Origin of the sequence: Anaerotalea alkaliphila (genome assembly GCF_010179735.1) — a bacterium.
GTDB lineage: Bacteria > Bacillota > Clostridia > Lachnospirales > Vallitaleaceae > Anaerotalea > Anaerotalea alkaliphila.
Genome location: NZ_JAAEEH010000003.1, coordinates 115,702 through 129,679, shown reverse-complemented (window position 1 = coordinate 129,679; position 13,978 = coordinate 115,702). Strand labels below are relative to the sequence as shown.

The 13,978-nt window shown below is 59.6% G+C and carries 10 protein-coding genes and 1 riboswitch; of the genes, 2 read left to right on the top strand and 8 right to left on the bottom strand.

The window, feature by feature from the left end:
• Positions 1-137: 137 nt before the first annotated feature.
• Complete coding sequence (locus GXN74_RS02255; protein ID WP_162369300.1) at positions 138-1,070, bottom strand: methylenetetrahydrofolate reductase; 933 nt, start codon at positions 1,068-1,070, stop codon at positions 138-140.
• Positions 1,071-1,184: 114 nt separating this feature from the next.
• Positions 1,185-1,257, top strand: a riboswitch (Fluoride riboswitch).
• A gap of 74 nt (positions 1,258-1,331) precedes the next feature.
• On the opposite strand from GXN74_RS02255, the gene GXN74_RS02250 reads away from it, so the two are divergent.
• Both GXN74_RS02250 and metH read left to right on the top strand, forming a co-directional pair.
• Positions 1,332-2,528: a cation:proton antiporter gene (locus tag GXN74_RS02250; protein ID WP_162369299.1), complete on the top strand. Its 1,197-nt coding sequence runs from the start codon at positions 1,332-1,334 to the stop codon at positions 2,526-2,528.
• Between the two features lie 77 nt (positions 2,529-2,605).
• Complete coding sequence (gene metH, locus GXN74_RS02245) at positions 2,606-6,268, top strand: methionine synthase (RefSeq protein WP_162369298.1); 3,663 nt, start codon at positions 2,606-2,608, stop codon at positions 6,266-6,268.
• 77 nt (positions 6,269-6,345) lie between these two features.
• Here metH and GXN74_RS02240 read toward each other — a convergent pair whose 3' ends face one another.
• The 7 genes from GXN74_RS02240 to GXN74_RS02210 are packed head-to-tail and all read right to left on the bottom strand — an operon-like array spanning position 6,346 to position 13,941.
• Entirely contained in the window at positions 6,346-7,290 is a 945-nt protein-coding gene (locus GXN74_RS02240; RefSeq protein ID WP_162369297.1) for a 1,4-dihydroxy-2-naphthoate polyprenyltransferase, read from the bottom strand.
• 33 nt (positions 7,291-7,323) lie between these two features.
• Positions 7,324-8,013, bottom strand: coding sequence for a response regulator (locus GXN74_RS02235; protein ID WP_162369296.1), 690 nt, complete (start codon positions 8,011-8,013; stop codon positions 7,324-7,326).
• Complete coding sequence (locus GXN74_RS02230; RefSeq protein ID WP_162369295.1) at positions 8,006-9,604, bottom strand: ATP-binding protein; 1,599 nt, start codon at positions 9,602-9,604, stop codon at positions 8,006-8,008. Before GXN74_RS02230 ends, GXN74_RS02235 begins: the two co-directional genes overlap by 8 nt.
• 9 nt (positions 9,605-9,613) lie before the next feature.
• Complete coding sequence (locus tag GXN74_RS02225) at positions 9,614-9,994, bottom strand: FMN-binding protein (RefSeq protein WP_162369294.1); 381 nt, start codon at positions 9,992-9,994, stop codon at positions 9,614-9,616.
• 37 nt (positions 9,995-10,031) lie between these two features.
• Positions 10,032-11,003, bottom strand: coding sequence for a polyprenyl synthetase family protein (locus GXN74_RS02220; protein ID WP_162369293.1), 972 nt, complete (start codon positions 11,001-11,003; stop codon positions 10,032-10,034).
• Positions 11,004-11,022: 19 nt separating this feature from the next.
• Positions 11,023-12,879 carry an NAD(P)/FAD-dependent oxidoreductase gene (locus tag GXN74_RS02215; protein WP_162369292.1) on the bottom strand — a complete coding sequence of 619 codons (1,857 nt, stop codon included), beginning with the start codon at positions 12,877-12,879 and terminating at the stop codon, positions 11,023-11,025.
• A gap of 27 nt (positions 12,880-12,906) precedes the next feature.
• Positions 12,907-13,941 carry an FAD:protein FMN transferase gene (locus GXN74_RS02210; protein ID WP_162369291.1) on the bottom strand — a complete coding sequence of 345 codons (1,035 nt, stop codon included), beginning with the start codon at positions 13,939-13,941 and terminating at the stop codon, positions 12,907-12,909.
• Positions 13,942-13,978: the final 37 nt, after the last annotated feature.

Genomic DNA, 13,978 nt, shown 5'->3' with positions numbered 1-13,978 from the left:
GCTCGCTGTAAACAGGTCCGTGGAATAAATGCCGCTCCCTTGCATCACGCCCAAGACCAAAAAAGCACCAGCAATAGCTGGTGCCTATGTTATAAGTTTTTCGGGACATTTTCAAAAACGCTTGACACAACTCCTGCCTATAACCGTTCCGCCCGGACCTCCTCGATGAACGCCTTGATTTCCCTGGTCAGCCGGATGGAGGCTTCTATTTCCTCCTTCCGGATGGATACGCTTTCCACATTGCAGCCGATGGGGATCTGGTGCTCCAAGGCGAATTTGGTCAGTTCCTTGAAGATCCCCAGGGAAAGCTCCATGGATTTCTGCAGCATGTGGTCCCCGGACTGGAGCAGCGCCTCTTCCAGATGGGCAGGGACACTGATGCCCAGCCATTTGATGAACTGAAGGGTCCTTTCCGACCCGCAGGGGGTCAGGGTGAAAAGGATCGGCACCATTTCGATCCCGTGCTTCTTGCAGTAGGCCGCATAGTCCTTCAGGAAGGCTTTGGCACCTTCCACGTTGTAGACCGCCTGGGACACAAAGAACCTGCATCCCTCCTGATACTTGAAGCCGATCCGTTCGGGCTCGTCCTTTTTCTTCAGGTGCCGTTCCGGTATGGTCACGCCCCCCAGAAGGACCTTGTCCCCTTTTTCCCGGTGGATGGCGTAGGCCTCCTGAAGCCTCATCTTCACGACCTGGTTCCTGGAAGCCGCACCCACGAATACGGCCACCTCATCCTTTCCTTCCTCCAGCCATTCCCCCAGCTCTTGGGGCTCGTAATTCCCCACGCACCGGTAGACGATCCTGGGAACCTTCAGTTCCTTCAGATACTCCCGGCTGTAGACGGACGGGTCCACCGTGCGGATGAAATCGAAGGTGCGCTTCTCGTGGGTCCGGTCGCTTTCATCCTGGATGTCGTACAGGATCAGGCCGTCGATGTCCAGGTTCCGGATCCTTCCGATGTGCCGGGCGGTGATTTCCCGGATCTTTTCTTCCGGATTGCTGCTTTTGGGCGGCGTGATTCCGTAGGTCAGAATCCCGAATGCCTTGGTCTCCAATTTATGCTTCAACATGTGCTATCCTTCCTTTCCTTTCCGATTGGCTACCATTATACCCTATCCGCAACCTTTTGAAAAGTAGGTCCGGCCTCTTGACAAACCCCTGCAAGTGGATTACGATGGATGCAATTGCAAGAGGGGAATGAGGTTCTCCCCTGGCCTGCGCCAAAACCGCCCCTTGGCTGATGACTTCTGTGATTCCCGTCACAGGACCGTCAGCCTTTCATTTTGCCCGGGGACGTCTCCGGGACCACGACACAAGGAGGTAACCACACCATGTTGTTCAGCTTGTCGCTCATTCTGCTTCTTGGACTTTCCCTGGGGGGGATCCTGAACCGCCTGCGGGTTCCAGGCCTTCTCGGCATGATCTTCACCGGAATCCTGCTGGGTCCCTACGCCTTGGACCTGATTTCGCCCGATATCCTGAACATTTCCGGCGACCTGAGGGAAATCGCCCTGATCATCATCCTGACCCGTGCCGGCATGTCCATCGACCTGAAGGACTTGAAGAGGGTGGGCCGCCCCGCCCTCCTCATGTGCTTCGTACCCGCCACCTTCGAAATCCTGGCCGTCACCCTGCTGGCCCCCTTGCTGCTTCCGGTCACCCGGCTGGAGGCCGCCATCCTTGGAAGCGTCCTGGCGGCCGTTTCTCCTGCGGTGATCGTCCCCCGCATGCTGCACCTTATGGAGACAGGCTACGGCAAGGACAAGAGCATCCCCCAGCTTGTCATGGCAGGCGCTTCCGTGGACGACATCTATGTCATCGTGCTCTTCACCGCCTTCATGGGGATGCACCAGGGCGCGGGGTTCTCCACCTCCACCCTGGTGCAGGTCCCCGTCGCCATCCTGGTGGGGCTGGGCTCCGGCATCCTTGCGGGCCTTATTCTCGTCCGCATTTTCCGCCGCCTGCACATGCGGGACACCATCAAGGTGCTTGTCCTTCTGAGCACTTCCTTCCTGCTGGTCACCCTGGAAACCTTCCTGGAACCCACCGTTCCCATGTCCGGCCTGCTGGCGGTCATGGCCTTGGGGGGAACCATCCTGGAGGCCTATGGCGTTCTGGCGAAGCGGCTCATGGGCAAGTTCGGCAAGATCTGGGTGGGGGCGGAAATCCTGCTTTTCGTCCTGGTGGGGGCCGCGGTGGACATCCGTTACCTGGCGGGAGCCGGATTCCTTTCCGTCCTGCTGGTGTTCTCCGCCCTCCTGCTGCGGGTGGCAGGTGTCTGCGCAAGCCTCCTGGGCACCCGGTTGAACTTCAGGGAAAGGCTATTCTGTTCCATCGCCTATGTCCCCAAGGCCACGGTGCAGGCTGCCATCGGTGCCCTTCCCCTGGCGGCGGGCGTCGCCGCCGGCAACACCATCCTCACCGTGGCGGTGCTGGCCATCCTGGTTACAGCCCCTTTGGGGGCCATCGGCATCGACCGCAGCTACCGCCGGCTTTTGTCTCCCCCCTTGGAAGAGGCAAGGAGATGACCGCACTTTTTCTTGCCATTTCCCCCTTTTTCATATAACATAGGATGCAGAGATTTGGAACATCCCAAGGAGGTAGCATGCAGAGGACATTTGAGGAAATAAAACGATATTTCGGCAGCAGGTTGATCCTGCTGGACGGTGCCATGGGCACGGAAATCCAAAAATACAGGCTTTCGGAGGAGGACTATCGGGGTTCCCTTTTGCAGGGACACCCGTCCCCCCTGAAGGGGAACAACGACCTCCTGGTCCTTACAAGGCCGGATGTGGTGGAAGCCATCCACGACAGCTTCCTGGCCGCCGGCTCGGACGTGGTGGAGACCAACACCTTCAACGCCACCAGCATTTCCCAAAGCGACTACAACACCCAGCACCTTGTTTCCGAAATCAACAGGACGGCGGCCCTTCTGGCCAGGCGATCCGCGGACCGGTTTACGGAAAGGACGCCGGAGAGGCCCCGGTTCGTTGCGGGCTCCATCGGCCCCACCAACAAGACCGCCTCCATGTCTCCGGATGTGGAGAACCCAGGCTACCGGAACGTCCAGTTCGACGAGTTGGTGGCCGCCTACAAGGAACAGGTGGAAGGGCTGATGGCCGGCGGGGTGGACCTGCTCCTCGTGGAAACCATATTCGACACCCTGAACGCCCGTGCGGCCCTGGTGGCCGCCCAGGAGGTCTTCGAGGCATCCGGTTCCGGCCTGCCCATCATGATCTCCGGGACCTTGACGGACCGGAGCGGACGGACCCTGTCGGGACAGACCCTCCAGGCTTTCATCGCTTCCATGAAGAACCCCTGGATCATCAGCATCGGCCTGAACTGCTCCTTCGGCGCCCGGGAGCTGATCCCCTATGTGAAGGAGCTTGCCGGAAGCACGGAATACTACGTGAGCGTCTACCCCAACGCCGGCCTTCCCAACCAGTTGGGCCAATACGACGAGCTGCCCGAGGAGACCGCCCATCTGCTGGGCGAACTCATCCAGGGAGGACATCTGAACATCGTTGGAGGCTGCTGCGGCACCACCCCCGATCACATCAAGGCCATCGCCGGCGCCGTGGACGGCCATCCTCCCCGTGTCCCCTCCCCCCTTCCCCGGACCACCACCCTGGCCGGGCTGGAACCCCTGACCATTGAACGGTCCAGGAACTTCGTGAACGTGGGGGAGCGGACCAATGTTTCCGGATCTGCCAAATTCGCCCGGCTGATCCGGGAGAAGAAATACGAAGAGGCCTTGTCCATCGCCAAGAACCAGGTGGAAAACGGGGCCCAGATCATCGACGTGAATTTCGACGACGGCCTCCTGGAAGGTGCGGAGGAGATGGACATATTCCTGAAGCTGATCTCCTCGGAGCCGGACATCGCCAAGGTTCCCGTGATGGTGGACTCCTCCAAATGGGAAGTGATCCTGGCCGGGCTGAAAGCCCTCCAGGGCAAGCCGGTGGTCAACTCCATCAGCCTGAAGAACGGGGAGGAGGAATTCCTGGAGCAGGCGGCGACCATCCGGAAATTCGGCGCCGCCGTAGTGGTCATGGCCTTTGACGAAGAGGGCCAGGCGGATTCCTTTGAACGGAAGATCCAGATCGCCGAAAGGGCCTACCACCTCCTGACCCAGGTTGTGGATTTCCCTCCCGAGGACATCATCTTCGACGTGAACATCCTGGCCATCGCCACCGGCATGGACGTCCACAACAACTATGCGGTGGACTTCATCCGCGCCGTGTCCTGGATCAAGGAGCATCTGCCCCACGCCAAGACCAGCGGAGGCCTCAGCAACCTGTCCTTCTCCTTCCGGGGAAACAACGTGGTCCGGGAAGCCATGCATTCCGTCTTCCTCTATCACGCCATCAAGGCAGGCCTGGACATGGCCATCCTGAATCCGGGACTGGTGCAGATCTACGACGATCTGGACCCGACCCTCCTGAAGCTTTGTGAGGACGTGGTCCTCAACAGGGACGAAGGGGCAACGGACGCCCTGATCGAATTCGCCAGCCAGGTGAAGGCGGAGTCCTCCGGAAGACAGGAAGCCACCCAAGCATGGCGGGAAACCTCCGTGCAGGAGAGGCTCAAGGTTTCCCTGATGCGGGGCATCACCGACCACCTGGAGGCGGACCTGGAGGAGGCCAGAGGCGTCCTGCCCACCGCAATCGACCTGATCGAGGGCCCCCTGATGGACGGCATGCGGGCCGTTGGCGACCTGTTCGGGGAAGGCAAGATGTTCCTGCCCCAGGTTGTGAAGAGCGCCCGGGTGATGAAAAAGGCCGTGGCCCATCTGCTCCCCCACATCGAGGCGGAGAACAGCGCATCCACCTCTTCCAGCGCCGGAAAGGTCCTGCTGGCGACGGTGAAGGGGGATGTCCACGACATCGGAAAGAACATCGTGGGCGTGGTGCTCCAGTGCAACAATTTCGAGGTGGTGGACCTGGGCATCATGGTGTCGCCTGGCGACATCCTGGAGGCGGCCCGCCGGGAATCCGTGGACATGATCGGCTTGAGTGGCCTGATCACGCCGTCTTTGGATGAGATGGTGGGCATGGCCGACCTCCTGGAAAAGGAGGGGATCCGGCTGCCCCTGCTGATCGGCGGGGCGACCACCTCCAAGCTCCACACGGGGCTGAAGATCGTCCCCCACTACAGCCAGCCCGTGGTCCATGCGGCGGATGCCACCAAAGGAGTGGAGGCCGCCAAAGCCCTGATGGACCCCAGAGCCCGGGACTCCTTTGTGAACGAGCTCTACAAGGAGTATGAGCGGGTCATTTCCGTTTCCAAGACCCATGCCGCTCCCCTGGTTCCTCTGGCGGATGCCCGACAGAACCGTCCCCAGGTGGACTGGTCCAGGGAGTCGGTCCATAAGCCGAACCAGCTGGGAATCCAGACCGTGGAGGATGTTTCCATAGAGACCCTGGTTCCTTACATCGATTGGACCTTCTTCTTCACCGCCTGGGAATTCAAGAAGCGTTTCCCCGACATCCTGGAAGACCCCGTCCTCGGGGAAGAGGCTGGAAAACTCCATGCGGACGCCTTGGAGACCCTGGAGGAGATGAAACGGGAAAATCCCACCTGCTGCAAGGGTCTGGTGGGGATCTTCCCCGCCGCCGCCAGGGAGGACGACCTGGTGCTGCTGGACGGGGACAAGGAGTACACCTTCTACAACTTCCGCCAGCAACGGGTGGGAAGCCCCCATGTGAGCCTCACCGACTATGTCGCCCCCCCTTCCGAAGACGGAACCTTCCGGGACTATGTGGGAGCCTTTGTGGTCACCGCCGGATTGGGAGCGGAAGACCTGATCGCCAGACACAAGGAGGCCCACGACGAGTACGGCGCCCTGATGGTCAAAATCCTTTCGGACCGTCTGGCGGAAGCGTTTGCCGAATACCTGCACGAGCGGGTGCGCAAGGAAATTTGGGGATATGCGGCCGACGAGGACCTGCACCTGGAAGCCCTCCTCCGCGCCGACTATCAGGGCATCCGTCCTGCCTTCGGCTACCCCTCCCTGATCGACCACTCGGAAAAGACCACCCTCTTCGAAATGCTGGATGCCCAGGAATCCATCGGCGTCACCCTGACGGAAAACCACATGATGGTCCCGGCTGCCAGCGTATCCGGCCTTTATTTCGCCTCCCCCAGGGCCAAGTACTTCGACCTCTACCATATCGGCGAGGACCAGGTGGCGGACTACAGCCTTCGCAAAGGCATGGAAAAGGCACAGACGGAAAGGCTGATCAGCACCCGCATCAAATACAGATAGAACCCCATGGAAAAGGGGGCCGCCGCACCAATCGATTGGTGCAGCGGCCCCCTTTTCCCGTCTGCCTTTTTCCGGTACTACAGGACCAGTCCGGACAGGCTCACCAGCACATGGAAGAGCCCGGTCCAGAGAAAGCTCTTTACCGAGAGCACAAAGGTCTCTTTCTTGTCCGGATTCCGGACGAAGCCTTGCACCATCCGATGCACGGGAAGATAGGCCACCGGAGCAAGGAAACCTGTCCACGGAAGGATTCCCGTTGCGGCCAGAAGCACCGGCGACAGATAGGCCAGCACATACAGGCCCTTGAACAGAGCCAAGGCGTTGGGCTTTCCCAGGCACATGGGGAGGGTGGTCCTGCCGTTGGCCCGGTCGTCCTCCATGTCACAGATGTTGTTGGCCAGCATGATGTTGGCGATGCCGAACACCAGCGGCAGGGACACCAGCAGAAGCACCACCGGCTCCACCCATGCCAGGGCCAGAAGGACCCTTCCTGCCTCCAGGTCCAGTTCCACCCAGCCGGGAGACTCCAACTGCACGTAGGCGGAAAGGAAGAAGATCAGGAATCCCATGAAGAGGCCGGAGAATACCTCACCCAAAGGGGTCCGGGAAATGGGCACCGGTCCCCAGGAGTAGAGGATTCCCACCCCAAAGGCCAGAATCCCCAGGACCAGGACCAGGAGGTCCGTCTGGAGGGACAGCAGGATCCCAAAGATGGCCCCCGTGCCCAGCAGGACGGCAATCGCCCCCTCGGCGGTCCTTTCCTCCAGACCATAGGCGGCCATGGCGTTGTGCTCCTGGTAGTTGTACCCCTCCTTCCTGACAGCCTTCCTGTAGTCCATCAGGTTGTTGATGGCCGTGGTGGCCATGTCGATGCAAAGGAGGGAGATCCAGAAGGTGAGGAATGTCCATGCCCTCGCCTCCCCATACCGATGCCAGGCGAAGGCGCCGCCAGCCCACAAAGGAAGCGCGCTGGCCACCTTCGTTTGGATTTCCACCAGTTTCAAAAAAGCCTTCAAATGCATTGCAAGTCCCATCCCTTCCGTCGTTCTGCAGGTTCATTTTGTGTCTCCCGGCAAATGGTACATGTTTTTCGGTCGGCCCACGGTTCCATAGGCCGCTTCCACCGCAAGCACACCACTCTGCTCCAGGGCGTCCAAGTATTTTCTTGCGGTGATCCTGGAGGCGCCGATCTTTTCCGCCACCATGGCGGCGGTCAGCGACGTCCCTGGATTATCCCGGAAGATCGCCAGAATCTTCTCCTTGGTTGCGTTGGCCACCAGCTCCTCTTCCGCCGCAACCCGACCGGCGGATCCCCTTCCCAACCGGTCGATGGCCTCCTGGCTAAGCCTGGCCGGTTTCCGGACGGCCTCCCTTCTGTCCCTGTAGCTTTCCAATGCCTCCGCGAACCGCTGGAATTGGAAAGGCTTGAGCAGATAGTCCACCGCCCCGTACCGAAACGCCTCCTCCACCGTGCCGGAATGCTTGTCCGCGGTGATCATGATGGCATCCACTTCCAGGTCGTTCTTTCGGATCCACTTCAACAGGTCCACACCTGTTCCCCTGGGAAAAAACACATCCAGCAGCACCAGGTCCGGAGTTGCCTCCAGGATGCGTTCCCTGGCCTCCTCCAGATTGTCCACCGCCCCGCTCAAGTGGAATCCGGGCATCTTTTCCAGGAATTTCCCGTTGATCCTGCGGACCATGGGGTCGTCCTCCACCAACAGGACCTTGATGTCCCTATCCATCCATACACCTCCCCGACCAACAGCTTTCCCAGGGAAGGTCCACGCTCCACCGGACCCCGCCCCCAGACGGATTCTCCCAGTCGATCCGTCCTCCCGCCCGGTCCACCAGGTCCTTTACGATTTTCATGCCCATGCCCCGTTCCCCCCCGCGGGTGGTCGCACCGGCTTCAAAGATCCGGTCCCCCAGGTCCGGCGGAATGGGAGGTCCATTGTTGTCCACCCGGATTTCCAGCGCCTCCCTTCCCTCCTCCACCAGGACCCGGATCCACGGGTTGCTTGTGCCCTCCAGCGCCTCCTGGGCGTTGTCCAGGAGGTTCCCCAGGATGGAGCAGACCCCGTCTGCGGAAATCCCATCCGGAATGCGCTCCAAGCGGCTTTCCGGATGGATCTGAAGGGAAATCTTCGCCTCCGTCACCTTGTGGTACTTGGCAAGCAGCAGTGCCGCCACGTGGGACTCCCTGATCCTTTTGGAGAGGATTTCCGAAACGTTCTCCACGTCCTCGGAAACGCGCAGGATGTAGTCCATCACTTCCTCATACTCCTCCAGTTGCACCAGGCCTCCTATGGTGTGCAGCCGGTTGAGGAATTCGTGGTTCTGTGCCCGCAGGGCCTGCACCATGTTCTTGTAGCCGGTCAGCTCCTCCGCCAGCCGTTTGGCGTCCGTTAGGTTTTCGAAACTGGCGACCACACCCGTGAGCCCCCCTTTTGGATCCGCCATGGGACAATAGCTGCACAGCAGGATCCGCCCCATCCCTAGGGCTATTTCCCTCTGCCCGGCTTTCCCCTCCGCTTCCATGGCCTCCAGCAGCGCCCGGCCGAATTCCCTGTGGAGGTTCTCCACAGGAAGTCCGATGGCGTCTTCTGCACCGAAAGTCCTCTTGGCCATGCCGTTCATCAGGATCACCTTTCCTTGCCGGTCCACCGCCACGATCCCACGGCTCAGGCTGGCCAGGATCAGGTCCCGCTGGCCCAGGAGAAGGGCGATTTCCTTGGGCTCCAATCCATAGATGCTTTTCTTGATGTTGTAGGCCAGAAAACCGGAGATGCCTATGCCCGCCACAAGCCCCAACAGCAGGATGGCTTCCAGCTTCTGCCGGTTCCCCCGGTTTTCCTCGTACACCTGCTTGGTCAAAAGGCCCACCAAAACAGCCCCCACCTGCCTGCCCTCGTGCCGGACAGGGGCAAAGGCCCGGATTGCTGCAATCAGCGCGTTGTCGTCTGCGGAAACATAGGCCTCTCCAAATCGGAGCACCCGTTCTTCCCCGCCGTTCCGGTACTTTTTCCCCAGCCCCGCCTCGTAGGGATAGGAGTACTGGATCCCCTCCATGTCCATGACGATGATGTACTGGTAGCGGGTCTGGCTGCGGAAGCTTTCCACCTGCTCCTGGACCCAGGCCTGGTTGGTTCCCGTCCCCAGCGCCTCCTGGACCCCCTCCATGGACGCCACCGTCACTGCCAGGTCCATGGCGCTGCTTCCCATCTGGTCATGGAGGGTGCTTCGCACATTCCCAAAAACCATCCATGCCAGCACCAGGAACAGAAGGACCAGGACGAGGCTGAACACACCTGTGATTTTCGTTTGCAGCTTCATCCTTCTCCTCTACTCCTTCCGTCTTGCGGACGCAAGCGCCTGGGCAACGGCCTGCCGGATGCTCTCGCTGGTGTGGGTCGCACCGCTGACAACATCCACCTCCGGCCGGTTCCGTTCGATCATCCGGGGAAGCAGCTCCGACTCCACCGCCTCCAGGATGATGGGGGTTTCCTCGCTTTCAAGGATCCGGATGTCCAGGATTCCATAGGCATCCACCTCCACCTGGAGGAGGATCCTGCTGTGGTACCCTTCCGCCTCTCCTTCGTAGATTCCGGGGGTGTAAAGGGCTTCCCTTTCCCCACAGCCTGCCAGCCCCAAAAAAAGAAGGAGCAGGACGGCACACGGGAATCCCGGCCATTGCAGGTGCCGCATCGGATTTTTCCTCTTCATTGTACCATACCAACTCCTCGTTGTCATGACGGCTCCTTCAATAGGTCCTGTCCAGAAGATTCCGGACCAGGTCCCGCAGGATCCCTTTCTCTTCCGCCTCGGGCAAGGTTTCCACCAGCGCCAAGGCCTTGTTCGTGTAGCGGGCGGCAAGCTCCCTGGTGGCTTGGATGCCTCCCCTGTTCCTGACCAGGCTGCAGAACTCTTCCAGGTCCCCTTCCTCCTCCAGGCCCCCTTCCAACAGGGCGCGCAAGCGGCCTTGTCCGGGTCCCTGGAGGGCCTGCAGCACAGGCAGGGTGTAGTACCCTTGGAGGATGTCTTTCCTGACCTCTTTTCCCAATGTCTCCGCGTCCGATACGTAGTCCAGCAGGTCGTCCACCAGCTGGAAAGCCATTCCCATCTGGTACCCGATCTTGCCCAAGGTCTTCACCGTTTCCTGGGGCGCCTGGGCCTCCTGGGCCCCCGCCGCCAGGCTCACGGCGAACAGGGTGGCCGTTTTCCCGGAAACGATCTTGAGGTAGGTCAACACCTGGACGTCCATGTTGTACCGCATATGGTTCTGCCGGATTTCCCCCATGCATACCATGCTGATTCCCCGGGCAAAGGCCTGCAGCACCTCCGGACTGGTGTCGTTCCTTGCCAGAAGGGTGAAAGTCCTGCTGAAAAGGTAATCTCCCATATAGACGGCATAACGCTTGGAGTATCTGCTCTGGATGGTTTCCTTTCCCCGCCGCAGGGTCGCCTCGTCGATGACGTCGTCATGGATCAGCGTAGCCAGATGCAGCATTTCAACGGCGGTGGCCAAAGGCAACAGGTCGGAAACGGCCGTGCCGAACCCGCTTCCCAGCAACAGAAGGGCCGGCCGCAGCATCTTCCCACCGGCAGCCGCCACATATTCCAGGGATTCGTTGAAGAACGGCTCACTTGTCCTGTTCTGCCGCACCATTTCCTCTTGTACCAGCGCCAGTTTTTTTTCCATGTCCGGATATTTCGCCCAATAACTGCCCATCATTTCACCACTTCCACCAGCATCAGTCTGTGAACAAATACCATTTATTTACGAATCCCAAACGCTTCCAGTGCTTCTTCAGGAAGGGCAGCACGTAGTAATCCATTCCGAACACGCTGCCGGAACCGCCGATCAACGCCACACCGGCTGCCAGATACCAAAGCATTTCCGCCGGCGCCATGCCGGAAGCCCAAATCATGGCTCCCATGAGGATGGAGGCGATGGAGGCCAGGGCCGTGAACAGTCCCGCCAGAAACAGGAGGCCGACGATGACCTCTCCCACAACCATGGCTGCCTGGAAGACCGAAGCCAAGGTGGTGAACCCTCCTTCCGGATGGTAGAAGAAAAGGTCCATGGACCATTCCACCATGTCCCCAAGGAAACCCGGCACAGGAAGGGCCTCGCCCCATTGGGACGCGCCTTCCACCGCCGCCCCGGCCTCCTCTTCCCATGCGGTGGCCGCGGAAACGGCGTCCGCCGCCTTTGCTGGGATCAGGAAAATTTCACCGGGATCCTTCAGCACCTTCGGCAGCTTCTCCCATCCCTGGAGGAACCATTTGGCACCGACGAACAGCCGCAGGGGCAGGAGCCAGAAATTGGGGGAACGTTTGGAAAAATGACCGCCAAACAGGCTTCTGCCGTCAGGCACGTGGAAAATCTCATGCATCAGATAGGTCCAGACCTTGTTGAACCCGGCCACCTGGAGGAAATACACCACATTGATGAAGTGCTTGATGAACATCGCCAGAAATCCGCTGAAGGGCATGAACTTTCCAGGCATGCCCACTTCCGCCACACCGTATTTGCCTCCGATGCAGACCATGGCGCCATGGAAATGGGGCTTGTAGACCTGCTTCTCTCCGCCCTGCACATCCGCCGCGATATTGTGGGCGATGGTCGATGCGGAATGTTCCGCATTCTCCACCATCTGGGGCACCGGCCTGTCTTCCCCTTCGGGGATGAAAAAGATGTTGTCCCCCACCACATAGACGTTCTCGTGCCCCAAGGCCTGCAGATGGGCGTTCGTTTCGATCCGTCCCCTGCCTTTCTTCTCCAGTCCAACGTTCTCCAGCAGGCTGCTGCTTTCCACTCCCGCGGTCCAGATGACCGTTTCCGCCTCGATGCAGCCCTTTCCTTCCACACAGACCGCATGGCTGTCCACTTCCGTTATGTTGGAATTGAGCAGCACCCGCACCCCCATCTTCTCCAGCCGGGCTTTGGCTTTTTCCGCCGTCTGCTCCTGGAAAAGGGGGAGGAGCTGGGACACCATGTCCACCAGGTAAAGGGTGACCTCTTCCTTGGGGATCCCATAGTCCCTGCATAGCCTGTCCTTCCACTCAGCAAGTTCCCCGATCATCTCTATCCCTGTGAATCCGGCCCCCACAACCATGAAGGTGAGAAGTCTTGCACGGACATGGGGATTCCGCTCCTTCTTGGCTTTGCGGAAGGATTCCCGGATCTGCTCCTTGATCCTGACCGCGTCTTCGAAGGACCAGAGGGGAAAGGAATGCTCCTTCGCTCCCTTGCATCCGAAATAGGTCGGCTTCGAGCCGGTGCCCACCACCAGATAGTCGTAGGGGTAGTTTCCGTCCATGCCTTCCAGCATCTTCTTCCCGAAATCCACGCCGGTGATCTCATCCAGCACGACCTGCACCGAACGGCCAGCAAAGACCTTCTTCAGGTCGATGCGGATGGCGTCCTCAGGAACCCGGCCCGCCGCCACCTCATGCAACTCCGTCAACATGGTGTGGTAGGAATTCTTGTCGATGACGGTCAATTCCACCTGGTCATCCTTCTTGAACTTCCTGGCCAGCTTCTTGGCTGTCAGGATCCCTCCATAACCTGCGCCCAGGACGGTTATTTTGATCTTGTCTCCCATGGTTGCTCCTTTCTTTCATGTCCATCCCTATTGTATGATCTTGTATTCCTGGTCCTTCAAGCTGAACCGTTCCCTGATTCCATTGGAAAGATGGACTTCCCGGTCGTTGGTGATGAGGATGCACTCCAGACCTTCCATTCCCTCCACAAAGGCCATGCCGGCTTCCAATCCCATGGCATAGACCGCAGTGGAAAGCCCGTCCGCATCCATGGAGTTTTTCCCCACAATCGTCACGGATGCAAGCCCGTTGTCCACAGGATATCCCGTTTCGTTGTCCATGATATGGTGGTACAGCACGCCATCTTGTTCGAAAGAGCGCTCGTATGGCCCTGATGTCACAATCGTCTCGTTGCGCACCTCCACAATGCCCACATAGTCGTTCCTCTCCTTGAAGGGTCCCTGGACACCGATCTTCCAGGGGGACCCATCCGCCTTCTCTCCATGGGCGAACACGTTGCCTCCCAGATTCACGATGGCCCCCTTGACCTTCCCCTCCCGGAGGATTTCAGCCACGGCATCCGCAGCATATCCTTTGGCGATCCCCCCCAAGTCCAGGCGCATCCCTTTGTCCTCCAAGTAGATGGTCCGTTCCTTGGGATCCATCCGGACTTTCCGGTAATCCACATGCTCCAGGGCTTCCCGGATCTCCTCCGGAGACGGAACCCTGGCATCCTCCGTCCCTATTTTCCACAGTCCGGTTACAGGCCCCAAAGCGATGTTGAACTTGCCTCCTGTCATCTCCGCGAACGCCAGTCCCCTTTCCACCACCCGGTAGGTGTCCTCCGAAACCGGAACTCCCGAACTTCCCGGATTCCCGTTGATTCGGCTGATGTCGCTGGACTCCCTGGTGGCGGACATCTTGTCCTCGATGTCCCTGATCCGTTCGAAGATGGTGTCCAGCATCTCCTCCGACCCATGGTCCATGATCTGGATGGAAACCACGGTGTTCAGGCTGAAGCCGGAGCGCTCCACCACCACCTCCTGTCCGACGCATCCCTGGAGCAGGAGCAGCGCCAACAGACCGGGAAGCAAGCCTCCTGCCCTTCTCTTGTGTCGTCCCATGAAGCACCTCCTCCGTTCCGCTTCCTTAAGGTCCGGA